Annotated in this window: 28 protein-coding genes and 1 tRNA gene; 11 read left to right on the top strand and 18 right to left on the bottom strand. The window is 58.8% G+C overall.

Going from position 1 to position 22,726, the window contains the following annotated elements; genetic code table 11:
- Position 1: 1 nt before the first annotated feature.
- The 13 genes from CJF39_RS16150 to CJF39_RS16090 all read right to left on the bottom strand — a co-directional run bounded on the left by CJF39_RS16150 (position 2) and on the right by CJF39_RS16090 (position 9,100).
- Positions 2–718, bottom strand: a complete 717-nt coding sequence (locus CJF39_RS16150; RefSeq protein ID WP_094994315.1) for a hypothetical protein — start codon at positions 716–718, stop codon at positions 2–4.
- Positions 715–930, bottom strand: coding sequence for a hypothetical protein (locus CJF39_RS16145; RefSeq protein ID WP_094994314.1), 216 nt, complete (start codon positions 928–930; stop codon positions 715–717). The genes CJF39_RS16150 and CJF39_RS16145 overlap by 4 nt, the downstream gene beginning before the upstream one ends.
- Complete coding sequence (locus tag CJF39_RS16140) at positions 927–1,220, bottom strand: hypothetical protein (RefSeq protein WP_094994313.1); 294 nt, start codon at positions 1,218–1,220, stop codon at positions 927–929. Before CJF39_RS16140 ends, CJF39_RS16145 begins: the two co-directional genes overlap by 4 nt.
- Positions 1,217–1,378: a hypothetical protein gene (locus tag CJF39_RS23075; protein WP_170942693.1), complete on the bottom strand. Its 162-nt coding sequence runs from the start codon at positions 1,376–1,378 to the stop codon at positions 1,217–1,219. The genes CJF39_RS16140 and CJF39_RS23075 overlap by 4 nt, the downstream gene beginning before the upstream one ends.
- A 314-nt stretch (positions 1,379–1,692) precedes the next feature.
- A complete protein-coding gene (locus CJF39_RS16130) occupies positions 1,693–2,166 on the bottom strand; it encodes a Rha family transcriptional regulator (protein ID WP_094994311.1) in 474 nt (157 codons plus the stop codon).
- Positions 2,163–2,522, bottom strand: coding sequence for a hypothetical protein (locus CJF39_RS16125; protein WP_094994310.1), 360 nt, complete (start codon positions 2,520–2,522; stop codon positions 2,163–2,165). Before CJF39_RS16125 ends, CJF39_RS16130 begins: the two co-directional genes overlap by 4 nt.
- A 1-nt stretch (position 2,523) precedes the next feature.
- The gene (locus CJF39_RS16120; protein WP_057010596.1) at positions 2,524–2,730 is read right to left on the bottom strand and encodes a helix-turn-helix transcriptional regulator; all 207 of its coding nucleotides are present in this window, start codon (positions 2,728–2,730) and stop codon (positions 2,524–2,526) included.
- A gap of 231 nt (positions 2,731–2,961) precedes the next feature.
- Positions 2,962–3,954: a hypothetical protein gene (locus tag CJF39_RS16115; protein WP_094994309.1), complete on the bottom strand. Its 993-nt coding sequence runs from the start codon at positions 3,952–3,954 to the stop codon at positions 2,962–2,964.
- Complete coding sequence (locus CJF39_RS16110; RefSeq protein ID WP_094994308.1) at positions 3,954–5,159, bottom strand: tyrosine-type recombinase/integrase; 1,206 nt, start codon at positions 5,157–5,159, stop codon at positions 3,954–3,956. The genes CJF39_RS16115 and CJF39_RS16110 overlap by 1 nt, the downstream gene beginning before the upstream one ends.
- Before the next feature lie 208 nt (positions 5,160–5,367).
- Positions 5,368–5,443, bottom strand: a tRNA-Phe gene (locus CJF39_RS16105).
- Between the two features lie 104 nt (positions 5,444–5,547).
- Positions 5,548–5,820, bottom strand: coding sequence for an oxidative damage protection protein (locus CJF39_RS16100; RefSeq protein WP_047272894.1), 273 nt, complete (start codon positions 5,818–5,820; stop codon positions 5,548–5,550).
- Entirely contained in the window at positions 5,817–6,884 is a 1,068-nt protein-coding gene (gene mutY, locus CJF39_RS16095) for an A/G-specific adenine glycosylase (protein ID WP_094994307.1), read from the bottom strand. The genes CJF39_RS16100 and mutY overlap by 4 nt, the downstream gene beginning before the upstream one ends.
- Positions 6,881–9,100: an AsmA family protein gene (locus tag CJF39_RS16090; RefSeq protein WP_094994306.1), complete on the bottom strand. Its 2,220-nt coding sequence runs from the start codon at positions 9,098–9,100 to the stop codon at positions 6,881–6,883. Before CJF39_RS16090 ends, mutY begins: the two co-directional genes overlap by 4 nt.
- A 367-nt stretch (positions 9,101–9,467) precedes the next feature.
- Between CJF39_RS16090 and CJF39_RS16085 the strand changes: the two genes are divergently transcribed.
- From CJF39_RS16085 to CJF39_RS16055, 7 genes are all read left to right on the top strand, one after another.
- Positions 9,468–11,129: an OFA family MFS transporter gene (locus CJF39_RS16085; RefSeq protein ID WP_094994305.1), complete on the top strand. Its 1,662-nt coding sequence runs from the start codon at positions 9,468–9,470 to the stop codon at positions 11,127–11,129.
- A 169-nt stretch (positions 11,130–11,298) separates the two neighbouring features.
- Positions 11,299–11,892, top strand: a complete 594-nt coding sequence (gene hisB / locus CJF39_RS16080; protein WP_047272898.1) for an imidazoleglycerol-phosphate dehydratase HisB — start codon at positions 11,299–11,301, stop codon at positions 11,890–11,892.
- The gene (gene hisH, locus CJF39_RS16075) at positions 11,892–12,530 is read left to right on the top strand and encodes an imidazole glycerol phosphate synthase subunit HisH (protein ID WP_094994304.1); all 639 of its coding nucleotides are present in this window, start codon (positions 11,892–11,894) and stop codon (positions 12,528–12,530) included. The genes hisB and hisH overlap by 1 nt, the downstream gene beginning before the upstream one ends.
- Positions 12,530–12,787, top strand: a complete 258-nt coding sequence (locus tag CJF39_RS16070; RefSeq protein ID WP_047279761.1) for a DUF2164 domain-containing protein — start codon at positions 12,530–12,532, stop codon at positions 12,785–12,787. The genes hisH and CJF39_RS16070 overlap by 1 nt, the downstream gene beginning before the upstream one ends.
- Before the next feature lie 39 nt (positions 12,788–12,826).
- The gene (hisA, locus tag CJF39_RS16065) at positions 12,827–13,564 is read left to right on the top strand and encodes a 1-(5-phosphoribosyl)-5-[(5-phosphoribosylamino)methylideneamino]imidazole-4-carboxamide isomerase (protein WP_094994303.1); all 738 of its coding nucleotides are present in this window, start codon (positions 12,827–12,829) and stop codon (positions 13,562–13,564) included.
- 10 nt (positions 13,565–13,574) lie between these two features.
- Complete coding sequence (gene hisF / locus CJF39_RS16060) at positions 13,575–14,345, top strand: imidazole glycerol phosphate synthase subunit HisF (protein ID WP_003438568.1); 771 nt, start codon at positions 13,575–13,577, stop codon at positions 14,343–14,345.
- A gap of 71 nt (positions 14,346–14,416) precedes the next feature.
- A complete protein-coding gene (locus tag CJF39_RS16055) occupies positions 14,417–15,172 on the top strand; it encodes a substrate-binding periplasmic protein (RefSeq protein WP_094994302.1) in 756 nt (251 codons plus the stop codon).
- 3 nt (positions 15,173–15,175) lie between these two features.
- On the opposite strand, the gene CJF39_RS16050 is transcribed toward CJF39_RS16055, so the two are convergent.
- The 4 genes from CJF39_RS16050 to gpmI form a co-directional block, all read right to left on the bottom strand.
- Entirely contained in the window at positions 15,176–15,958 is a 783-nt protein-coding gene (locus tag CJF39_RS16050; protein WP_094994301.1) for a divergent polysaccharide deacetylase family protein, read from the bottom strand.
- A 1-nt stretch (position 15,959) separates the two neighbouring features.
- Entirely contained in the window at positions 15,960–17,276 is a 1,317-nt protein-coding gene (locus CJF39_RS16045) for a S41 family peptidase (RefSeq protein ID WP_094994300.1), read from the bottom strand.
- Between the two features lie 35 nt (positions 17,277–17,311).
- Entirely contained in the window at positions 17,312–18,598 is a 1,287-nt protein-coding gene (locus tag CJF39_RS16040) for a murein hydrolase activator EnvC family protein (RefSeq protein ID WP_094994299.1), read from the bottom strand.
- Between the two features lie 183 nt (positions 18,599–18,781).
- Positions 18,782–20,314, bottom strand: coding sequence for a 2,3-bisphosphoglycerate-independent phosphoglycerate mutase (gpmI, locus tag CJF39_RS16035; protein ID WP_094994298.1), 1,533 nt, complete (start codon positions 20,312–20,314; stop codon positions 18,782–18,784).
- Between the two features lie 148 nt (positions 20,315–20,462).
- Here gpmI and CJF39_RS16030 point away from each other — a divergent pair, with 148 nt between their 5' ends.
- Genes CJF39_RS16030 through secB form a run of 3 tightly spaced genes read left to right on the top strand, consistent with a single transcriptional unit; the run spans position 20,463 to position 21,657 of the window.
- The gene (locus CJF39_RS16030) at positions 20,463–20,876 is read left to right on the top strand and encodes a rhodanese-like domain-containing protein (RefSeq protein WP_047272907.1); all 414 of its coding nucleotides are present in this window, start codon (positions 20,463–20,465) and stop codon (positions 20,874–20,876) included.
- Between the two features lie 2 nt (positions 20,877–20,878).
- A complete protein-coding gene (grxC, locus tag CJF39_RS16025; protein ID WP_094994297.1) occupies positions 20,879–21,133 on the top strand; it encodes a glutaredoxin 3 in 255 nt (84 codons plus the stop codon).
- A gap of 41 nt (positions 21,134–21,174) precedes the next feature.
- On the top strand, positions 21,175–21,657 hold the full coding sequence (gene secB, locus CJF39_RS16020; RefSeq protein ID WP_047272909.1) for a protein-export chaperone SecB: 483 nt from the start codon (positions 21,175–21,177) through the stop codon (positions 21,655–21,657).
- A 59-nt stretch (positions 21,658–21,716) separates the two neighbouring features.
- Here secB and trmL read toward each other — a convergent pair whose 3' ends face one another.
- Positions 21,717–22,172: a tRNA (uridine(34)/cytosine(34)/5-carboxymethylaminomethyluridine(34)-2'-O)-methyltransferase TrmL gene (trmL, locus tag CJF39_RS16015; RefSeq protein ID WP_094994296.1), complete on the bottom strand. Its 456-nt coding sequence runs from the start codon at positions 22,170–22,172 to the stop codon at positions 21,717–21,719.
- Here trmL and CJF39_RS16010 point away from each other — a divergent pair.
- A complete protein-coding gene (locus CJF39_RS16010) occupies positions 22,171–22,611 on the top strand; it encodes a hypothetical protein (protein ID WP_094994295.1) in 441 nt (146 codons plus the stop codon). The genes trmL and CJF39_RS16010 overlap by 2 nt on opposite strands.
- Positions 22,612–22,726: the final 115 nt, after the last annotated feature.

Genomic DNA, 22,726 nt, shown 5'->3' with positions numbered 1-22,726 from the left:
TTTAACCCCTCAGTCTGGAGTCGCGGCGATGAACGCGGCGGCGGTTTCGGGTGTGTTCAATCAGCGCCGGGGAGACGTTCGGCCCGACGAATGCGGCCAGTTCCTCGGTTTTCAGCATCGAGACAGGCACGTAGGCGTACTGCCCACTCGGCAGCGCCTTGGGCGCCCTGCGGGTGCGAGGCATATGCTGATTGAGCAACTCCAGGTCGGTAGCCATTTCCTCCTGCAAGCGCTTGCCTGCCTCGCTCAGCGGCAGTGGCTCGCCGGGCCTTACCTGCTCCCAGGCATAGCGATCTGCAAGCATCTCGTTCACGCGGTACATCACCTTGTGGCACCGATCGCTGGCTGCCAAATCAGGCATCAGGGCGATATCCCAATACGTGAAGTTGTCGACGTGGTGGCCGATCTCATGGCTGACGATGAACGGGTAAATTTCGCTGTCATCCAGCGCAGCCCAATCCAGCTCAGGGCGGTGGGCACCACGGAAAGCGCCAGCATTCACACTGGTGGCCAGCTTGATAGCAATACGTTCATCACGCAGGCGGCTGTCACTCGACACGTCAAGAATGATCGGCTGCGCCCAGTAGTTGTACTCACCCCAAGTGCCGCCCAGGTTGGTGAAGGTGTCCAGCGTCAAGCCAACCCCATTGGACTTGGCCAGCTCTGCGAACTGGCGATACTGGCGGCGGGTGATGCGCAGGGTGGTATCGGTCTTCACAGATCACCCCCTTGCTCAGCAATCACGCCGTCCAGCAGCTCGGCCCAGGCCATGGCGGTGTGCTGCGCCATCACGGCGGTGACGCGGGCGACGATGATTGGCGTGGTGGGTGCGGCGATCAGCGCAAGAGCCATGCTCAGTAGTACCAGCACGCCTTGTACGTCACGCAGATCGTCCTGGGTGTCGTCAGCCATGTGGATGATGGAGGTCATACGATCACCTCGTCATCCATGCCTGCGCGCTCGCCCACAACGCCATACGAGGCTCCCAGGTGGCGATGAGCCCAGCAGAAATTACGGCTGAAAATTCGGACCTGCTCCAGGTGCCGTGCAATGTCGCACATCGGCCCTTCCGTATGGCTCGAACACATGGGGTAGAGCAGTTCGTAAAGCTTGTTGAATTCATCCCTGGCAAAGTTCATCGAGCACATGGCGCGGGCGTCGAGCACCGCCTCAGACAGCACCTCGCCTTCAAGGGGCGCAACGGTTGGGAAGTGGTTCATTGGGAACCGCCTTGCGCTTCTAGGGCGCGGGCGATATCGGTGTGATGGTTGTAGCGGGCGAGGCGAACGGACAAGGAAGAGTTTGCGCGGAGGGCGCTCAGGGCCGTGCGGCGGTGAGCAAATGCGCGGATCGCGAACGGATTTAGGGCGTATTTCATGGGTGTAGCTCCCGAATCATGGGAACCACCACGGCCTGCCGCCAAGCAGAGAAGGGTGGCGAGTTGCACAGGATTGGCGGACCGGTGATTCAGGAACCCGGCGCACCCTGGGGTGCTCCTGCGCAACCCGCCATAAAACGAGAATGCGGACACAAAAAAAGCGCCTGCAATCGTAATGGGGGCGCTGTTGCGCCTGAAATCGTTCGACCCGCCAAGGTCGTTGTCAGCAATGTGACGGGGAGAACCATACCGGCGGGCGTGATTGCTTGCAACAAAAGTTATCGACCGCTCATCGCCGATCATGAGTGTAGCTGTCATAGGTGGAAGTCCTCCGAATCGAGCGGCAGCTTCAGTTGTTCCCTCAAATGAGCGACGTGCGCATACACGCCTGGCTTGTCGTAGCGCCAGTGGGCCAGGCGCCGACCACTGGTGCTGGCTTCCATTTTGCGGGTCTCCAGCGTCTGGCAGGCGCGCCCATAACGGGCCTCGCGGAACGCCATGATCAGGCTCGCTTTCAGTTCCACAACGCGGTCGGTATTGCGGGACAACGACAGCAGGAAGAACGCTTGATCTTCGTTCAGCAGGGCGAAGCGCTCCGGCCTACCACCGGCGGTTCCGGCCAACGGTTTCTCCGTTTGAAAAGGAGCAACCCCGAACTCTTCAAATTTCGCCAGGTAGCGCTCGATAAGCGCCATCGAGTTTTTGTGTTTGTTACCCAGTTGCTCGGCCAGCAGTCGGCTGTCCACGCGAGGTTCGTCCTTGATCAGCGTCAATCTAATCTTGTTCATGCTGCCACCTCACGTTTAGCCGCAGCAATATTGCAAAGTATCTTCAAGACATTGCTGGCGCGCTTACGCTCACTCAATGGAAGGCTGTAGCGAGTTACCTGACAAGGCAGCCCCCAGTGGTTCGGCACGCGCTCGGACTTGCGGGCGAAATTCAGACCGTAGCCGTGGGTCAAGCTGCTGATTGTGCTGTGGAGGCAGTGATCGCCCAGGCGCTCGGCCTCGAAGCGGTTGAGGCTGCGATCCTGGAGCAAATATGCAAGGACGCGGCTGATCTTCGTCGGCGCTTTAGCGGTGCCGATGGTAGTATTGCCTTGCGACAGGCTGCGTTTCTCTTTTGGGATCGTGGCCTTTTCCATTTCAGGCCACCTCGCGGCTTTCAGTGATACGTGCCTCGCACCAGGCAAGCACCTCGGATTCGATCCAGACAACAGACTTCGGCCCAAGCGTCACTTGCTTGGGGAAGATGTCGGCCGCAACGCGCCGGTAGATCTCAGATGTCGAAAGGGTCGTTAGAGCTCTGACTTCGGCCAGTTTGATAAAACGACGAAGGGTATTAACGCTCATGGCTTTTCTCCGGGCACAAAAAAGCCCGCACGGTGGCGGGCCAAAAATGAAAAAACCCGCTCAGGTGGCGGGGTTCTAGAGGGTGAGGGTAAATGTTTAGGCGAAAAAAAACCGGCTTTCGGGCCGGCTGTCTATGTCTTTGATGCAATTACCACACACTAGGGCCAAATATACTTTATCCCCATCATTCTTCGCAATACCCTAATCGTCCCAATAGTCTTCAAGCGTATCTTAGGATCGCTGCCTCCCAGCCCACGCCTGACAGGCACGGCAAATTCTGAATGTCGAGCCCGTGGAGTCTTTAACTCTGTCCGATTCTTTGGCAGTCGTAGGCTTTCGGCATGAGTTGCATTTCATCTTGCGGCCTCGGCTTGATCGGCTGGCAAGGTTGTCGGGTCGGCAGTCGAAGTAGTTGCCATTGACTGGCTCCACTCGTGTGCCGCTGATGCGCTTACCGTTGGCGATTAAGTCCATCAGTGGATAGCTGTCTAGCAGATAGTCGCCAGCCAGATCAACAGTAGTTGGCGTTGAATCAAACGGATGATGGCAAACCTCATTTGCTAGCCAGCCCAGCCAATCTTCATGTGCTAGCGGTGCCTTGAATCCGTCTGCGAAGTGTTCTTTGGCTGTCGTTGGCAGGCTCGAAAAAACAGCGCTCGGGGGCGGGTAGTGATGTTTCCTGCCCTGACAGTTCCTGATCGCAACAGTTATGCGTACGCCAAGTCTGTCTGAGGGCTGAGTGCCTTCGCTCAGTACATGCCATTGATCGGGAGCCTTCTCTCCGTTAGGGAATTGGCCCGACCTATTAATAAAAATCCATTTACCGTTGAATTCAAAAAAGCCGTAAAGCATCAGTTCCAAAAGACGACCAACAGGCGGGCCGTAAAATGTGATGGTCTGAAACACGCCACGCTTCGTTGTTTCCTTTGTGGTGTATTCCTGTCTCGCGTGCGAAGGCTGGGCTATGAGGTGGCTAGGGGCTGGGAAAGTAAAAACCTTGTCCAGTGATTCAATGAATCTGGATTCATCTTCCAGAGTCTCCAGGCTATGCCCTTGCGACCCGAACAGTCTCCACCAGCGATTTGCCGCCCATCTTCTTAGGCGGTTTTTCAAATGTTCGCTGATTTTGCTGTCGATAAGTTCCAGCTCTTCCGGTCTAAGGCTGCTTATCTTATTTTTGATTTCCCGCTCTTTTTTTTCTCGCTCGCGCCAGTCAAGAATCATTATTTCGCACGCCTCATGCTCACCACGTTAGCGCCAGCGCATAGCGCATCTATCGAGTCAGCCCACGCTTGCATCATTTCCCGGCGCTGCTCGACATAGGCCGCGTGATTGTAGGTGCCGCGAATTTCGTCGGTATCACCATGGGCAAGCTGGCGTTCAATCCAATCCTTGTTGTATCCCCGCCCGTTGAGTTCGGTACTCAACAAGTGGCGGAACCCGTGGCCGGTCTGACGCCCTTCGTAGCCCATGAGGCGAAGCGCTTTGTTGACGGTGTTTTCACTCATAGGGCGCTGAGGGTTGGCGCCAGCAAACACGAGCTCATATCGCCCGGTGACCTCTTGAAGCTGGCGCAGGATCGCAACAGCCTGGCGGGGGAGCGGGACGATGTGAGGGCGGCGGGCTTTCATGCGTTCGGCCGGAATTGTCCAGGTTGCGCGCTCCAAGTCGAATTCTGCCCAGGGGGCTTGGCGAAGTTCGCCCGGGCGAACGGCCGTTAGTGTCAGCAGGCGGATGGCGTGCCGGGTAAGTGAATGGATATTCGCGGCCTCGCTCTTTGCCAACAGTTCTGGCAGTTCAGCAAAGGTGACGTGCGGATGATGGCGGGCAGCTTTCGGTGGTGCTGCTACCACGCTCAGATCCGTGGCAGGGTTGGCGTCAACAACGCCCTTGGCCAGCCCATACCGAAATATCTGGTGTAGCCATTGGCGGATCTTGCCGGCGGCATTAAGCGTGCCCCTGGCCTCTACCTTGCGCACCAGCGCTACCAGATCGGGCCGGGTGATCGCTTTCACAGGACGAGAGCCGATACCCGGAATCAAATCATTCTCCAGGTACAGCTTGGCCTTGTAGGTGGTGCTGTCGGCCCAGCGCGGCGCGTTGTAGGCGAACCACTCCCGCGCCAGCGTTTCGAAGGTCAGTCCATCGACCTTCTGTGCTTGTTTGGCGGTTTTCTTCTGCTCGCCGGGGTCGGTGCCTTCAATCAGTAGCTGACGTGCCCCATCGCGAAGCTGACGAGCTTTCAGCAGGGTGACCGATGGGTATGCGCCAAGCGCCAACATCTTTGCGCCGCCGTGGAAGCGGTACCGATAGCGCCACAGCTTGGAGCCTGTCGGGGTCACTTCTAGGCATAGGCCATTGGCGTCGGTCAGCCTGTAAAGCTTGTCCTTCGGCTTGGCGGTACGGATGGTGGTATCTGAGAGTGGCACGCAGCCTCCTAGCAGGCCGCACCAGGCGGGCGCATTGCCGTCCTGATGTGAGTAGATTTCTAGACCGAACTGGATCTACTCACGAATCTACTCACATATGTTTGGGCTTACAAGGGAACGGTTGGGAACCGTAGAAAGCAAAAAACCCGCACTAGGCGGGTTTCTTGTGTGCTTTCAGGTGTGCTTGGCATCACCTGAAAACGAAAGGTGGTGCCCAGAGACGGAATCGAACCGCCGACACGGGGATTTTCAATCCCCTGCTCTACCGACTGAGCTATCTGGGCAACGGGGCGCATTAGAAGCTTTTTTCGATAATCCGTCAAACACTTTTTTGAAAAATATTTAATTATTACCGTCGCTTACAGATCAAACCCTTTAAAACCGGGGTTTACTCGCTCGGCGGGACATAGCCTTCTGCTTTTGCGTATTCTTCGCCGCTGAAGAACTTGTCCATCTCGCCTTGCAGATATTTGCGGTCTTCGGCGTTCATCATGTTCAAACGCTTTTCGTTGATCAGCAGGGTTTGGTGTTTTTGCCAGTCGGCCCAGGCCTTGGCCGAGACGTGGTCGAAAATGTCCTGACCCTTGGCGCCCGGAAAGGGGGCGCGTTCCAGCGCGGGCAATTCTTCTTTGTACTTGCGGCACATGATGGTGCGGGTCATGACGACTCTCCTGCGTTCAATAGGTCGGCTGCATGTTTGAGCAGTTTTTTGACCGGGGCCGCCAAGCCCAGGCGCGGCGGGGTGGCGAGGTTATACCAGAGCCAGTCAGCCTCGGCCACGTGATGGCCGGACTCCTTGACGTGGATCAGCCACGGCTCGATGGCCAGCTGGAAATGGCTGAACGTGTGCGTCAGGCCGGGCATGGGGTGTTGCGTGCCTACCTTGAGCGCGTGTTGCAGCGCCAGATGCTCGATGTCCTTGAGGTCGTCGAGTTCAGGCAGGCTCCACAAGCCGCCCCACAGTCCCGTTGAAGGACGACGATAGAGCAAAATTGCACCTTCGCCATTGGCCAGCATCGGCATCAATGTGCGTTTTTGCGGCAGCGCTTTGCGTGGCTTGGGGATCGGGTAGCGTGTCTCAAGGCCCAGCATGTGAGCTTCACAACTGGTTTCAAGCGGGCACAGCAGGCAGCTCGGCTTGCTGCGCGTGCAGAGCGTGGCGCCCATGTCCATCATCGCTTGGGTGTAGGCGTTGACGCGGTCGTGAGGGGTGAAGCGTTCGGCGGTGGCCCACAGCTGTTTGGCCACTTTTGGCTCGCCCGGATACCCTTCTTGTGCGGTGTAGCGGGCCAGCACGCGTTTGACGTTGCCGTCGAGGATCGGTGCGCGCAGGCCCATGCTGATACTGGCGATCGCCCCCGCAGTGGATAACCCGATGCCGGGCAGCTCCACCAGTTTCTCGACGTCCCGGGGGAACTCGCCGCCGTATTGTTCGACGACGATCTTTGCGGTTTTTTGCAGGTTGCGGGCGCGGGTGTAGTAGCCCAGCCCTGTCCACAGGTGCAGCACTTCATCTTCGGGAGCGGCGGCCAGCGCTTCGACCGTCGGCAATGACGCCATGAACCGGTCGAAGTAGTTCAGCACGGTGCTGACCTGGGTTTGCTGCAACATGATTTCCGAGACCCACACCCGGTAAGGGGTGATGCCCTGTTGCCAGGGCAGGTCATGGCGGCCGTGGCGGTCGAACCACTCGAGCACCACGGTTGCGAACTGCTCATCTCTCATCGCTTGAACAGCCCCTTGAGGGCTTCTTTGAGTTCCGGGCTGACTTTGTCGCCGAGTTTCTCTTCAAGCTTTTCGCTGATTTTATTGCCCGCCACTTTGGCTGCGACTTTACCCAAGCCTTCCTTGTCCAGGCGGCAGGCCTTGGCGCCTAGCTCCAGCGGGCCACGGCAGCGCAAAGGCAGCTCGACACCGACGAAGTTTTTACCGACCTGGCACGCCGGGTCAGGCATGGCGCCCTTGTCACCCTCAATGGTGATGCCGATGCGGTAATCCATGCCCAGTACGCGCAGGTCAATGTCGCCATCGCCTTTGACGCTCATGCCGGGGATACGCACGATCATGTCCGGGTTGCTGGCCACGCCGTTTCGGAACACCAGGCTGCCTTTGAGCTCCTTGAACGGCGTGTCTTTGCCGCGTGGCGCGCCGCTCAGGGTTTTGCGATTGAGGATGGCGATGCCCTGGCACAGTTGCTGCTCAAGGTTGGCGTTAAGCAGCACGCCGTCGTTGAGCACGAAATTGGCGGTACCGTTGAGGCTTTCAATCAGTGCGTTCTGGCTGTTGCCGCTGCCAGTGACGTTGCTGTTGAGGGTTAACAGGCCGTTGATTGGCGGTTTTTGACCCTGGCTTTGCAGGATTTTTTCCACCGGCACGTTGTTGATTTGGGTTTGCAGGTTCACCAGCGGCAGCATCGGCCGCACATCAAGGCTGCCGTTGGCAGCAAAGTTGCCTTTGTACAGATCGCCACGCAGGGTTTCGAGGGTCAGCAGGCCGTCTTTACTGTTGGCTTTAAGGGCTGCGCGCTGGATCGGCAATTGACTCACAGTCAGTTGACCGAAGCTGATGTCGGCAGTCAGGTCCAGCGCCTTGAGGCGAGTGATCGGGATCAGCTTGGCAGTGCTCCAGCCGCTTTTGGTCGGCGCGGCAGGCAATGGCGTGTCGCCCGAAGCGGCCAGTGCGCCAGCCTCGCTCGATTGCACTTCGGCCTGGCGTGCGGCTGTGGCGCTGGCGGCTTCTGCAGTTTTTGGCGGCAGGTAGCGATCAGCGTCAAACGTGTCGCCTTTGAGCTGGATGCGCAGGGCCTGTTTGGCGAAGTCATCGACGGCGATGCGACCGGTGAAGGTGCTGTCGTCGACTTTCAGGTTCAGCTCATCGAAGGTCACGCTGGTGGGCGTGCCGGACAGGCGGCTGACCATTTCGACTTTGCTCAGGCTGCCCGGCGCCATAGGCGGTAACGGGTGGCCGATGCTGTCGAGGAATTTGGCCAGGTCAAGTTGGGCAACCGACAGGCCGCCGCTGATCTGCGGGGTGGTGTCCAGGCTGTGGGCCTTGAGTTCACCCAGCGCACGCAGCTGGTTGGCGGAAATCTTCAAACTGCTCCATTCAGCGACGTTCGCAGCCAGATCGACCAATAATTGGCCTTGCGCGGCGTAAGTCACGGTTTTGCCTTGCAGTGGCTCGCCCGAGGCTTCGCCCGTGACTCTCATGTCTTCGAACTGGTAGCGCTTGAGGACGCGGTCAAAGCGCAGCTTGCCGTCGACCTCGGTCTTGACCCGCATAACGGGCTGGTTGGTGCCCAGAAACGCGGTCAATTTGACCGGGGTGCTGGTGGCTTCATGAATCGGGCCGGTGCTCAGCTGGATGCTTTCTGCGCTGAACTGCTTGCCGTTTTGCTCGTCGTTGTACTCAACCCGCGCGTTGTTCACGGTCAAGCTGTCGATGTCGAGCTTGATCGGCTGGCTGGCGGTGTCGGATTTGGCAGTCGGCGCGGGCTCTGCAGGCTGTGCCTGGGTTTGGGCGCTGGCGGTGGCCGGTGCGGGCTGGCCGATGTCTTGCCAGTTGCCGTGACCGGCTTTGTCGCGGGTCAGGCGCAGGTTCAGGCCTTCAACCCGTACGTCGCTCATTTGCACTTCTTTGCGCAGCAGCGGCAGCACGCGAACGGACAGGCCAAGCATTTGCAGATCAGCGAACGGTTTGTTCGGTGCGGCGAGGGTGGCCACGCTGGCGTCGTGCAGTTCAAGGCCGAGCCAGGGGAAGAGGCTCCAGCCAATGTCGCCATTGAGAGTCAGCTCAATGTGGGCTTTGTCACGGGCTATCTGGCGGATCTCGTCTTTGTAGTCATTGGGATCAAACAAATGGCTCAAGGCAAAGCCAAGAGCCACGATGATCAGCAACAATCCGAGAAGCACCAGACCCAGGATTTTGCCGAACGCTTTCATGGGCAGGTCCTTGTAAGTCTGTGTGAAGGTCAGTTTTAAATTTAGCCGCAGAGTATAGCGCCACGCGTCGGCTGCCTGTGGCCAGATGCGACTTGTGTCGGATGCAGAGGCGGGAAACCGGTGAGGTACGGTTTAGACACCTGTTGAGTTTTGAATCGGAATAATAAGATCAGTTTTGGCGTAAAAGACCGCATCAGTTTGATCTTTCTCCTACGCCTCAATGGTAATCTCCGCCTGTTTTTCAGGCCTTCTGCGGCGCATTGTCGCGCCTCGAACTTACGCCAATAACAAGACTGTGCGCTCAAGGGCGCCAAAGTCAGGGCATGAGTGTGTCTGGGGAACCTTCTACTTCATGGGGGAAACATCAATGAGCACCAGCATTGCTGCGGGCAGCCTTGCCTCACAGCCGGCGTTCCTGTCCAAGGAACGCATCATCGCAAAACCCGGTTTCAATCGTTGGCTGGTTCCACCTGCCGCTCTGGCCATCCATTTGTGCATTGGCATGGCCTATGGCTTTTCGGTGTTCTGGCTGCCGCTGTCCAAGGCGCTGGGGGTTACGGCTCCCGTTGCCTGTGCACCGGACATGAGCTTTATCGCGCAGGTGTTTTCGTCGCAATGCGACTGGCCGATTTCGATGCTCGGCTGGATCTACACCTTGTTCTTTATCTTTCTGGGATGTTCGGCTGCCGTGTGGGGTGGCTGGCTTGAGCATGCCGGGCCGCGCAAGGCAGGCGTGGTCTCAGCACTGTGCTGGTGTGGCGGTTTGCTGATTTCGGCGCTGGGCATTTACACCCACCAGATCTGGCTGATGTGGCTGGGCTCCGGGGTGATTGGCGGTATCGGTCTCGGGCTGGGTTACATCTCGCCGGTATCGACCTTGATCAAGTGGTTCCCGGACAAGCGCGGCATGGCTACCGGCATGGCGATCATGGGCTTTGGCGGGGGTGCCATGGTAGGTGCGCCTCTGGCGGCTGCGTTGATGGGCCACTTTGCGACGCCGGACAGCGTGGGCGTGTGGCAGAGCTTCCTGGTGATGGCGGCGATTTACTTCGTGTTCATGATCGGCGGTGCGCTGGCTTATCGTGTACCGCCGACCGGCTGGAAACCTGAAGGCTGGACGCCACCGGCGAAAAAAGCCGCAAACGCAATGATCACCCAGCGTCATGTTCACGTCAGTGTGGCCTGGAAAACCCCGCAATTTGCGCTGGTGTGGCTGGTGCTGTGCCTCAACGTATCGGCCGGTATCGGCATTCTGGGCATGGCTTCGCCGTTGTTGCAGGAAGTGTTCGCCGGTAAGTTGCTCGGCAACGACCTGTCATTCAGCCAACTGGACACAGCACAACTGGCGCAGATCGCGGCAATTGCGGCGGGCTTCACGGGGTTGTTGAGCCTGTTCAATATTGGCGGACGCTTTTTCTGGGCATCATTCTCCGATTACCTGGGGCGTAAAAACACCTATTTCGTGTTCTTCGCGCTGGGTTTTGCGCTGTACGCGCTGGTGCCCAACCTGGGGCATCTGGGCAATGTGTCGCTGTTCGTGGCAGCGTTTTGCATCATCTTGTCGATGTATGGCGGTGGTTTTGCCACGGTTCCGGCTTACTTGGCGGACCTGTTCGGAACGCAAATGGTGGGGGCGATCCACGGTCGTCTGCTGACAGCCTGGGCGGCGGCAGGCGTGCTGGGGCCGGTGTTGGTCAACTACCTGCGTGAATACCAGCTGAGCATCGGCGTCGAGCGTGCTGCGGCGTACGACATCACGCTGTACATTTTGGCGGGCTTACTGGTGCTGGGCTTCATCTGCAACTTGCTGGTGCGCCCGGTGGCCGACAAGTACTTCATGACCGATGCGCAGTTGGCGGCCGAGCAGGCGCTGGGCCATGACAAGGGCGCTGATGCCAACACATCGCTGGAGTGGAAAGCCGCGCCGGGCAGCCTGCCGTTGACCGTGGCAGCATGGCTGGCGGTGGGGATTCCGCTGTTGTGGGGCGTGTGGGTCACCGTGCAGAAAACGGCGGTGTTGTTCCAGTAACCGCAAGGGCGCCGCATTCAATGCGGCGCCTTCTCGCGGCCTTTGGCAGCGGCCACACCTGAGGTGCGAAACCGCGCTCTGTCAGTCTTATCCCCTTGCGTGTTTCTGTTTGCCGGACCCGTGCCTATAATGGCCACCTTTTTCGCCCAATGATTTTGCGGAGCTGGTGATGGCCGAACGTAAGGCGTCAGTCGAGCGCGATACTCTGGAAACCCAGATCAAAGCCTCGATCAACTTGGATGGTACCGGTAAGGCCCGATTCGATATCGGTGTTCCTTTTCTTGAGCACATGCTCGACCAGATCGCCCGACATGGGCTGATCGACCTGGACATCGAGTGCAAAGGCGACCTGCATATCGACGATCACCATACCGTCGAAGACGTCGGCATTACCCTCGGTAAAGCCTTTAGCCAGGCGGTTGGCGACAAAAAAGGCATGACCCGCTACGGCCACGCTTATGTTCCGCTGGATGAAGCGCTGTCGCGTGTGGTCATCGATTTTTCCGGCCGTCCGGGCCTGCAAATGCACATTCCTTATACCCGCGCCACCGTCGGCGGCTTTGACGTTGACCTGTTTCAGGAGTTCTTTCAGGGCTTCGTGAACCACGCCAACGTAACGCTGCACATCGATAACCTGCGTGGCACCAATACGCACCACCAGATCGAAACCGTGTTCAAGGCCTTCGGCCGCGCATTGCGCATGGCGATAACGCTCGATGAGCGTATGGCCGGGCAAATGCCTTCAACCAAGGGCGTGCTCTGATGCAGACAGTGGCGGTTATCGATTACGGCATGGGTAACCTGCACTCGGTCGCCAAAGCGCTGGAGCACGTCGGCGCCGGTCGCGTGCTGATTACCAGCGATGCGGATGTGATCCGTGAAGCCGACCGCGTGGTGTTTCCCGGTGTGGGCGCGATTCGCGACTGTATGGCGGAAATCCGTCGCCTGGGCTTCGATTCGCTGGTGCGCGAGGTCAGCCAGGACCGTCCGTTTCTCGGCATTTGTGTCGGCATGCAAGCTTTGCTCGACAGCAGTGAAGAGAACGGCGGGGTCGACTGCATTGGCCTGTTCCCCGGTCAGGTGAAGTTTTTCGGCAAAGACCTGCACGAAAACGGCGAGCACCTCAAAGTGCCGCACATGGGCTGGAACGAAGTGCAGCAGAAGGTCGATCACCCGTTGTGGCACGGCATCCCGGACCTGGCGCGTTTCTACTTTGTTCACAGCTACTACATCGCAGCGGGCAATCCCCGGCAGGTAGTGGGTGGCGGGCATTACGGCGTCGACTTTGCGGCCGCGCTGGCTGAAGGCTCGCGCTTCGCGGTGCAATTCCACCCCGAAAAGAGCCATACCCACGGCTTGCAGTTGCTGGAAAACTTCGTGGCCTGGGATGGCCGCTGGTAATGGCGCGTAAGCCAAAGCCACCGATTCTCACGCTCACCCCTGAGCAAGAGAACGAAGCCAACAGCAAGATCAAACGCTTTATGGAAGACCGTTTCGAACTGGACCTCGGTTCGTTCGAAGCGGCTGAAATCCTTGAGCTGTTCACCCGCGAAATCGCGCCGCATTACTACAATCGCGCGATTTTCGATGTGCAGGCGCACCTCAAAGAGAGGTTCGAGAGCATCGAAAGCGATCTGTGGGCACTCGAAAAGAACTGATTTCCGAGTCACTGACTCCCGAATTTAAAGGTTTGCCAGATGCTGATTATCCCCGCTATCGATCTTAAAGACGGTGCCTGTGTACGTCTGCGCCAGGGCCGCATGGAAGATTCCACGGTGTTCTCCGATGACCCGGTGAGCATGGCCGCCAAATGGGTAGACGGCGGATGCCGCCGCTTGCACCTGGTGGATTTGAACGGTGCTTTTGAAGGCCAGCCGGTCAATGGCGAAGTGGTCACGGCCATTGCCAAGCGTTACCCGCATTTGCCGATCCAGATCGGTGGCGGGATTCGCTCGCTGGAAACCATCGAACACTACGTCAAGGCGGGTGTGAGTTACGTGATTCTGGGCACCAAAGCGGTGAAAAACCCAGAGTTCGTGGCTCAAGCCTGCCGTGCATTCCCCGGCAAAATCATCGTGGGGATGGACGCTAAAGACGGCTTCGTGGCCACTGATGGCTGGGCAGAAGTCAGCACTGTAGAAGTGATCGATCTGGCCAAGCGGTTTGAAGCGGACGGCGTGTCGGCCATCGTTTATACCGACATCGCCAAAGACGGCATGATGCAGGGCTGCAACGTCAGCTACACCGCCAAATTGGCGGCCGCGACCAGCATCCCGGTAATCGCCTCGGGCGGCATCCACAACCTGGGCGATATCAAGGCCCTGATGGACGCCAAGGCGCCGGGCATCGTGGGTGCCATCACCGGCCGTGCGATTTACGAAGGCACTCTGGATGTGGCCGAGGCCCAAGCCTTCTGCGACAGCTACAAGGCCTGAGGAGAACGTCATGGCGCTAGCCAAACGCATCATCCCTTGTCTGGACGTGGATAACGGCCGGGTCGTCAAGGGCGTCAAGTTCGAGAACATCCGTGATGCGGGCGACCCGGTGGAAATCGCCCGTCGCTACGATGAGCAGGGTGCCGACGAAATTACCTTTCTCGACATCACGGCCAGCGTCGATGGCCGCGACACCACGCTGCACACCGTGGAGCGCATGGCCAGCCAGGTGTTCATCCCGCTGACCGTGGGTGGCGGCGTGCGCTGCATTCAGGACATCCGCAACTTGCTGAATGCGGGCGCGGACAAAGTCTCGATCAATACCGCCGCGGTGTTTAACCCTGAGTTTGTGGGCGAGGCAGCGCAGCATTTCGGTTCGCAGTGCATCGTGGTGGCAATTGACGCCAAGAAGGTTTCACTGCCGGGCGAAACCCCGCGCTGGGAAATCTTCACCCACGGCGGGCGCAAGCCAACCGGCCTCGATGCCGTTGAGTGGGCGATGAAGATGGAAGGGCTGGGCGCCGGTGAAATTCTGTTGACCAGCATGGATCAGGACGGCATGAAAAGCGGTTTTGATCTGGGCGTGACGCGCGCCATCAGCGATGCGTTGGGCATTCCGGTGATTGCGTCGGGCGGCGTCGGCAACCTGCAACATTTGGCCGATGGCATCCTCGAAGGCCACGCCAGTGCAGTGTTGGCGGCGAGTATTTTCCACTTTGGCGAATACACCGTACCCGAGGCCAAAGCCTACATGGCCGAGCGCGGGATCGTGGTGCGCTAACCCGAAAGGCTACTGGACAGCATGGCGAGCCCACGGCACTCTTGGGCACGCCATGGATTTAGGTCGCCAGTATGTTGAAACGAATATTGCCTGTTGTCGCCAGTGCCACGCTGTGGCTGGCCAGCACCGTTTTTGCTGCGGAGGTTTCGCGAACGCCGCTGGTGTTGCTGACTGAAAATTTCCCGCCCTACAACATGGCGAAAAACGGCAAAAACTTCGCGCAAGACCAGAACCTCGAAGGCATCGCCGTCGATGTGTTGCGTGCCACCTTCGCCCGGGCGGGCATCCCCTACAGTATGACCCTGCGTTTCCCCTGGGAGCGTATCTACAACCTTGCCCTTGAAAAACCCGGCTTTGGCGTCTTCGTCACCGCCCGCGTGCCTGAGCGCGAAGCCTTGTTCAAATGGGTCGGGCCTATCGGACCGGATGACTGGGTGTTACTGGCGCGTGGCGACAGCCCGATCAGCCTGACCTCGCTGGAACAGGCCAGCGCCTACCGGATTGGCGCCTACAAAGAAGATGTGATTGCGCTCGCCCTTCAGAAGCAAGGCTTGAAGCCTGTGATCGTGTTGCGCGATCAGGACAACGCGAGACGGCTGCAAGCCGGGATGATCGACTTGTGGGCCACGGGTGATCCGGCTGGCCGTTTTCTGGCGCGACAAGTGGGTATTTCAGGGTTCAAAACGGTGTTGCGATTCCATCAGGCCGAGCTGTATCTGGCGCTGAACAAAGAAGTGCCTGACGCCGTGGTGGCCAAATTGCAGAACGCGCTGGATCAACTGCGGGCCGAAGGCGTGGTTGATAAAATACGCGCCAAGTATTTGTAACCGTTAACGGTAAACCCCGTCCTTGCCGTGCCCGGCCATCGCTTTGTTGCTGCGCACACCGATCATTTGCCGAATATCAATCCAGTCAATGCCCTGAGCCTTGAGCTTGGGTAACTCGCGCTCCAGTACTGCCAGCGTTTGCGGATACGGGTGGCCGATCATCACCGCCGAGCCTTGCTTGCGTGCCAGTCTGATAGCGGTTTCAAGCTGAGTGGTGATGGCTTGCTCGGTGCGCACGTCGTCCAGAAACACATCCCGCGACACGCTGGCCAGGCCGATTTTTTGTGCTTCGGCCGCCGCGACAGTCTGTGCGCTGGTGCGGCTGTCGACGAAAAATTTGTGCCGTCGCTGCAAGTCGCTCATCAACCAGGCCATGGCCTGCGGTTGGGAGGTCATGCGGCTGCCCATGTGGTTGTTGATGCCGCTGGTGTACGGCACGGCCTTGAACGCAGCGTTCAGGCGCTTTTCCAGTTCATCGAGGGGCAAGTCGGGGTGCCATGCAAACGGCCCGGTGGCCGGGTCCATGGGCATATGCAGGATGACGATCTTGCCCGCCTTGTAGGCTTCGCGGGCAAACTCGGCGGCGTGGGGTGTATCGGGCATGACCGCCGTGGTGACCGGGCCGGGCAGGCCCAGCACGCGGCGGTCGCGTGGCAGGTTTTGCCCCAGGTCATCGATGATCAGGCTCAGGTAAGCCTTGTGCGGGGTGGCGGGATGGCTGGCCGGCGCCGCGTGGGCGGCACCGGTCAGGCAGCAGAGCAGACTGAGGACGAGCGAAAAGCGCATCTCAATTGCCGCGCGTAATGCTCAGCCCTTTGAGCAGGCTCAGCGCCTGACTCAACTGGAAGTCATCATCCTGTGGCATCGGCTTGGCTTTAACGCCAGAACCGGTCGGCTTGTCGGCGCCGCCGTTGCCATTGCCGAGGTGACCTTGCAGGTCGGCTTCCTTGAAGTACTCGGTGTCTTGCTCGCGGGTGATTTTGGCGCGGTTGACTTCGATGTCCGGCACGATGCCCTGGGCCTGAATCGAGCGCCCGTTCGGGGTGAAATACAGCGCGGTGGTGATTTTCAGCGCACGGTCGTTGTTCAGTGGCAGCACGGTTTGCACCGAGCCTTTGCCGAAACTGGTAGTGCCCATGACCACGCCGCGTTTTTGATCTTGCAGGGCGCCCGCGACGATTTCCGAGGCCGAGGCGCTGCCGCCGTTGATCAGCACCACCAGCGGTACGTTTTCGCTGAGGTCTTTGCCAGTGGCCGAGAAGCGCAGTTCGGAGTTGGCGATCCGCCCTTTGGTGTAAACGATCAGGCCCTTGGTAATGAAGTGATCCACCACTTCGACTGCCGATTGCAGGACGCCGCCGGGGTTGTTGCGCAGGTCGAGAATGATGCCCTTGAGCTTTTTATTGCCATTGTCACGGCGCAACTTGGCGAGGGCTGCGGCGACTTCTTCGCCGGTCTTGACCTGGAACTGGGTGATGCGAATGTAGCCATAGCCATCTTCCAGCAATTGCGCCTTCACGCTTTTGACCTGAATGTTGGCGCGGGTCAGGGTCACGTCAAACGGCGTGCCGCCATCGCGTACGAGGGTCAGGGTGATTTTTTGCCCGACCTTGCCGCGCATCTTGTCCACAGCTTCGGTCATGGTCAGGCCGCGGGTCGGCTGGCCATTGATCTTGACGATAAAATCGCCTGCCTGAATCCCGGCCTTGCTGGCAGGGGTGTCGTCGATGGGCGAAACGATTTTGATATTGCCGTCTTCGGTGCCGACTTCGATCCCAAGCCCGCCGAATTCACCGCTGGTGCTTTCTTGCAGTTCGGCAAAATCCTCAGGCCCAAGGTACGCAGAGTGCGGATCAAGATTGCTGAGCATGCCTTTGATGGCGTTTTCAAGCAGGGTCTTGTCGTCCACAGGCTCAACGTACGCAGCTTTGATCCGGTCCATGACTTCGGCAAAGGTGCGCAGCTCATCCAGCGGCAGCGGGGCCTTGGCGCTGGCGGCAGTGGCGGCGGGCTGGGCAGTCTGCCCGGCCGCCAGGGCCAGAGGCGAAGCAATCACCAAGGCGATTGTCAGGGCCAGCGAGTTGAGGCGGGACAAGTGCGGCATGTTGAGCGAACTCCTACGTATTAAAGGTGATGGGCTCATCCTTGAGCGCGGCACCATTGTGCGGGGTCGCTGGGGCGGCCCTGCTGACGAATAGCAAAATACAGCGCCGGAGTGGCCTGGCCACCGCTGTTACCCACGGTGGAAATCACTTCCCCGGCTTTTACGATGTCTCCGGCAGACTTGAGCAGCGTCTGGTTGTGGCCATACAAGCTCAAGTAGCCATTACCGTGGTCCAGAATGACCAGTTGGCCCGCGCCGCGCAGCCAGTCGGCGAACACCACGCGTCCACCGTGCACGGCGTGCACCTGAGTGCCAGCGCCTGCGCTGATCATCACCCCGTCCCACTTGGTGCGGGCATCATCGCCACGGCTTTCACCGAAACGCGCTAGCAATCGACCATCAACGGGCCACGGAAGTTTGCCGCGTGCCTGAGAAAAAGGTCCGCCATACGAAACCCCGGCGCTGGAGACCAGTGCGCCGGGTGTAGGTTTGACCGGTTTACGCGGGGCGTCGGTCACAACCGATTCAGCTTCGCGCTGGCGTTTGCGTTCTGCTTCTTGCTGGGCCAGCAAGGCTTTCTGGCGGGCGGCTTCGGCTTCGCGTGCCTGACGCGCCAGGGTTTCCTCGATGGTCTTGAGGACTTTAGCCAGATCTGCCTGATCCTGCTCGCGGGCTTGCAACTTTTGGTCGCGGTCTTTGACATCTTTGTTGAGCTTGGCCAGCACTTGCTGGCGCTCGGCTTTGACGTTGTCGAGCTCGGCGCGCTGGCTGTCGAGTGCGCTTTTTTGCGTCAGCAGTTGCGCCTGTTGCAGGTTGATATCGGCTTCGACGTTGGCCAATTGGCGCAGGGTTTCATTGAACCCTTTCAGCTGTTCCAGGCGGGCCTGGCTCAGGTAATCGTAATAGGTGAGGGTGCGGGCAAATTTCTCGGGGTGTTGTTGGTTGAGCAGCATTTTCAGGTATTCCTGACGCCCGCCCTGGTAGGCAGCACGGGCCTGAATGGCGATCAGGCGTTGCTGTTCAACTTTTGCGCTGTTGAGTTTTTTTTTCTCACTATCAAGGCGCAGCAGCTCGCCTTCACTCTTTTTTAGTTCTTTTTGCAGTTCCTCCACCTGTTTTTCCAGCTTGCCGATTTCAGTCTCGGTGCTGCGCAGGTCTTTCTGCACGCCGGATTTTTCTTCCTGGAGTTTGCCGAGCAGTTTTTTCAGCTCGCCGATGTCCTGGCGGGTGGCTTCAAGCTGTTGTTGGGTTTGCGCACGCTCATCGGCAAAGGCCGGTTGCAGCATGCACGTGAGAGTCAGGGCTATAAGGGCGCGGAGCATGGGGCGGGCGACACCTGGGGAATGGGACGGCCTAGTATGCCCGCCCTCGTTAAGTATGAGAAATCCGTGAGATGAAATACCCGTAGTCGCTGCCGCAGGCTGCGCAGGGCGGTGCATACGCCGGTTTGCTTGAGCGTTGCACCGTCCTTTTAGGCAGCCTGTGCCAGCGGTCACAGGTTTACATTAGTCGACCAGGATCGATTTGCCGGTCATTTCTTCTGGCTGTGGCAGCCCCAGCAACTTGAGCATGGTCGGTGCCACATCTGCCAGCACGCCACCCTCACGTACTTTGAGATTGCGTTTGCCAACATAAATAAACGGTACCGGTTCGCAGGTGTGAGCCGTGTGCGCCTGGCCGGTGCATTCGTCAGACATCTGCTCGACGTTGCCGTGGTCGGCCGTAATCAGGGCTTCGCCGCCGACTTTTTCCAGCGCTTCGACAATCCGGCCCACGCAGGCGTCCAGGCATTCCACCGCTTTGACCGCTGCATCGAACACGCCGCTGTGGCCCACCATGTCGCCGTTGGCGTAGTTGACCACGATCACGTCGTAACGCTGGTGCTCAATGGCATCGACGATCTTGTCAGTGACTTCGGGCGCGCTCATTTCTGGCTGCAAGTCGTAGGTCGCGACTTTCGGCGATGGTACGAGGATGCGTTCTTCGCCCGGGAAAGGCTCTTCGCGGCCGCCGGAGAAGAAAAAGGTCACGTGGGCGTATTTTTCGGTCTCGGCAATGCGCAGCTGAGTTTTACCGTTTTTCGCCAGGTAATCGCCCAGTACGTTTTCCAGGCTGCCCGGCGCAAAGGCGCTCGGTGCCGCAATGCTGGCCGCGTATTGGGTCAGCATCACAAAGCTGGCCAGTTTTGGCTGACGGGCACGTGCGAACGCTTTGAAATCGTCTTCGACGAATACGCGGCTCAGCTCGCGGGCGCGGTCGGCGCGGAAGTTCATGAAGACCACGGCATCGCCGTCTTCCACTTTGACCGGCTCGCCGATGGTCGTGGCTTTGACGAATTCGTCGCTTTCGTTTCGGTCGTACGCTGCTTGCAGGCCTGCCTGGGCGGTGGGGGCGTTGAACTCGCCTTTGCCGTCAACAATCAGGTTGTACGCTTGCTCGACGCGGTCCCAGCGGTTATCGCGGTCCATGGCGAAGTAGCGGCCGATCAGGCTGGCAATACGGCCTTTGCCGAGGGCTTTGAATGCTTCGTCCAGTAATTCAATCGAAGACGCCGCGCTTTTTGGCGGGGTGTCACGCCCATCCAGGAACGCGTGCAGGTAGATCTTTTCGGCGCCGCGTTTGAAAGCCAGTTCTGCCATGGCCACCAGGTGATCTTGATGGCTATGCACGCCGCCGTCGGACAGCAGGCCCATGATGTGCACGGCCTTGCCGTTGGCAACAGCCTTGTCGACCGCCGCGCAGAGGGTCGGGTTCTCGAAGAACTCGCCGTCGCGGATCGACTTGGTGATACGGGTGAAGTCTTGATACACCACGCGGCCAGCGCCCAGGTTCATGTGGCCAACCTCGGAGTTGCCCATTTGCCCGTCCGGCAGGCCGACATCCATGCCTGAACCTGAGATCAGGCCGTTTGGCATGCTTGCGCAGAGACGATCGAGCACCGGTTTCTTGGCCGAATAAACGGCGTTGTGTTCGTGGCTTTGACTGTGACCGAAGCCATCCAGGATGATCAGGACCAAAGGTTTAGGCGTGGTAGTCATAGATCCCACTCGTGGCTGGTTTAGAAGAAGGGTTGCAGAGGACGGGCAGTTTAAAGCGAAGTTCATGTGGCGTCACCGCCGGGCGGGGTTTGGCCGACCAAGGCGGCTGTGTATACTGGCCCACATTTTACGACCCTGGAACCTTCTGATGGTTGATCACCTGATTGCATTTGCCACTTCCCACTACCTGTTGGTGGGCGCGTTTGTCATCCTGCTGGCGTTGTTGATTGCCCACGAAATGAGCCGTGGCGGACGTAGCATCAGCACCGGCGAACTGACCGGCCTGGTCAATCGCGACGAAGGTGTGGTGATTGATATTCGCCCGGCCAAGGACTTCGCCGCCGGCCACATCGTGGGTGCGCTGAACATTCCGCAAGACAAACTGATGGCGCGCATTGCCGAGCTGGACAAGCACAAGGGCAAAACCCTGATTCTGGTTGACGCTCAAGGCCAGCACTCCGGTTCCCACGCTCGCGAACTGCTGAAAGCCGGTTACAACGCCGCCAAATTGTCCGGTGGCATTGCCAGCTGGCGTGCCGATAACCTGCCTGTGGTGAAGTAAGCATGTCCAAGGTCATCGTTTATTCCAGCGACTATTGCCCTTATTGCATGCGGGCCAAAGGCCTGCTTGAAAAGAAAGGCGTCGCCTTTGAAGAAATCAAGGTCGATGGCAAGCCACAAGTGCGCGCCGACATGGCTCAGAAAGCAGGCCGTACCTCGGTGCCGCAAATCTGGATCAACGGCAAACACGTGGGCGGCTGCGATGACCTGTTCGCGCTTGAGCGCGCCGGTAAACTGGACGCGCTGCTGAACGTCTGACTCTCATTCTCTATAAGCCCCAAGATCAACAAGGATCTGTGATGACTGACCAACAGAACACCGCTGCGACTGAAGACGATACTTCCCCACAATTCTCGTTGCAGCGCATCTACGTGCGTGACCTGTCGTTTGAAGCGCCGAAAAGCCCGGCGATCTTCCGTCAGCAGTGGGAACCGACAGTTGCGCTGGATCTGAACACCCGTCAGAAGCCGCTGGAAGGTGATTTCTACGAAGTCGTACTGACCCTGTCGGTCACGGTCAAAAACGCTGAAGAAGTGGCGTTCATTGCTGAAGTGCAACAGGCTGGCATCTTCCTGATCAAAAACCTTGATGCAGGCTCGATGAACCACACCCTGGGCGCGTTCTGCCCGAACATCCTGTTCCCTTACGCCCGTGAAACCCTGGACAGCCTGGTGACCCGTGGTTCGTTCCCGGCCCTGATGTTGTCTCCGGTGAACTTCGATGCCCTGTACGCGCAAGAGCTGCAGCGCATGCAGGAAGAAGGCACACCGACTGTTCAGTAAGCAGCCGATGTGACAAAAAAGCGCCGTAAAGGCGCTTTTTTTATGGGGCCATGGCCGGGTTACTTGAAACCCTGCTGGCGCCAGGCTTCATACACCGCGACGGCTACGGTGTTGGACAGGTTCAGGCTGCGGCAGCCTTCGCGCATCGGCAGGCGCAAGCGGTGCTCGCCGTCCAGTGCGTCCAGCACTTCAGGCGGCAGGCCACGGCTTTCAGGCCCGAAGATAAAGGCATCGCCCTCGGCAAACTGCACGTCATGAAACGGCTTTGAGCCTTTGGTGGTGAAGGCAAACAGGCGCGGGTGCCCCAGACTTTCAAGGCAACTGGCCAGATCGGCATGACGCTTGAGCGGCGCATACTCGTGGTAATCGAGCCCGGCGCGGCGCAAGCGCTTGTCATCGAGTTCAAAGCCGATGGGCTCAATCAAATGCAGGTGGCAGCCGCTGTTGGCGCACAGCCTGATAATGTTGCCGGTATTCGGCGGAATTTCTGGTTGAAAAAGGATGACGTGAAACATGCACGGCTCCGAATTAAAAGATGGGCAGGATTCTACTCTCGAAGAGGACCCGCGACCTAAACTCTGGCCGCGTGTTTTAGGTTCTTTGGCGATTGTAGGTTTTATGGTGGGGATGATGATCGGCCGTTTGACCACGCCCGAGCCCGTTCAATTGCAACAGGTCGAGGTGTTACCGGGCGCCTTGGTGGTGTGGTTCAGCGATGAACCCAAGCTGCATGGTGAAATGATCGATGGCACGGTTGGTCTGTTGTTCGATGCCCAAGGCAAGGCGCAGAACGGTCAGTTCAAGCTCAACGATAAAGAAGCGAACTGGCGGGTGCGACGCACCGACTCAGGCTTGTTGCTAACCGTGGTGGCGGCCCGCGCCCTGCTGGGCGAATGGGCCGGCGCGCCGCAGGACGGGCGCTGGCGTTTGCAGGTCAACGTGCGCGAGCAATAAAAGAGGGAAGTCCGGCCTGCCTGTACCGGGTTCCCCAAACCGGGGTGCGCCTTGATGCCAAGAGCATCCAGGTCGCGGGTGTAAAAGTGGGGAGTCCTGGCCTGCCTGTACCAGG

The organism is Pseudomonas lundensis, assembly GCF_002269125.1.
Taxonomy (GTDB): Bacteria; Pseudomonadota; Gammaproteobacteria; order Pseudomonadales; family Pseudomonadaceae; genus Aquipseudomonas; species Aquipseudomonas lundensis_A.
The sequence above is the reverse complement of the archived record's forward strand: the minus strand, read 5'-3'. Positions and strand labels throughout refer to the sequence as shown.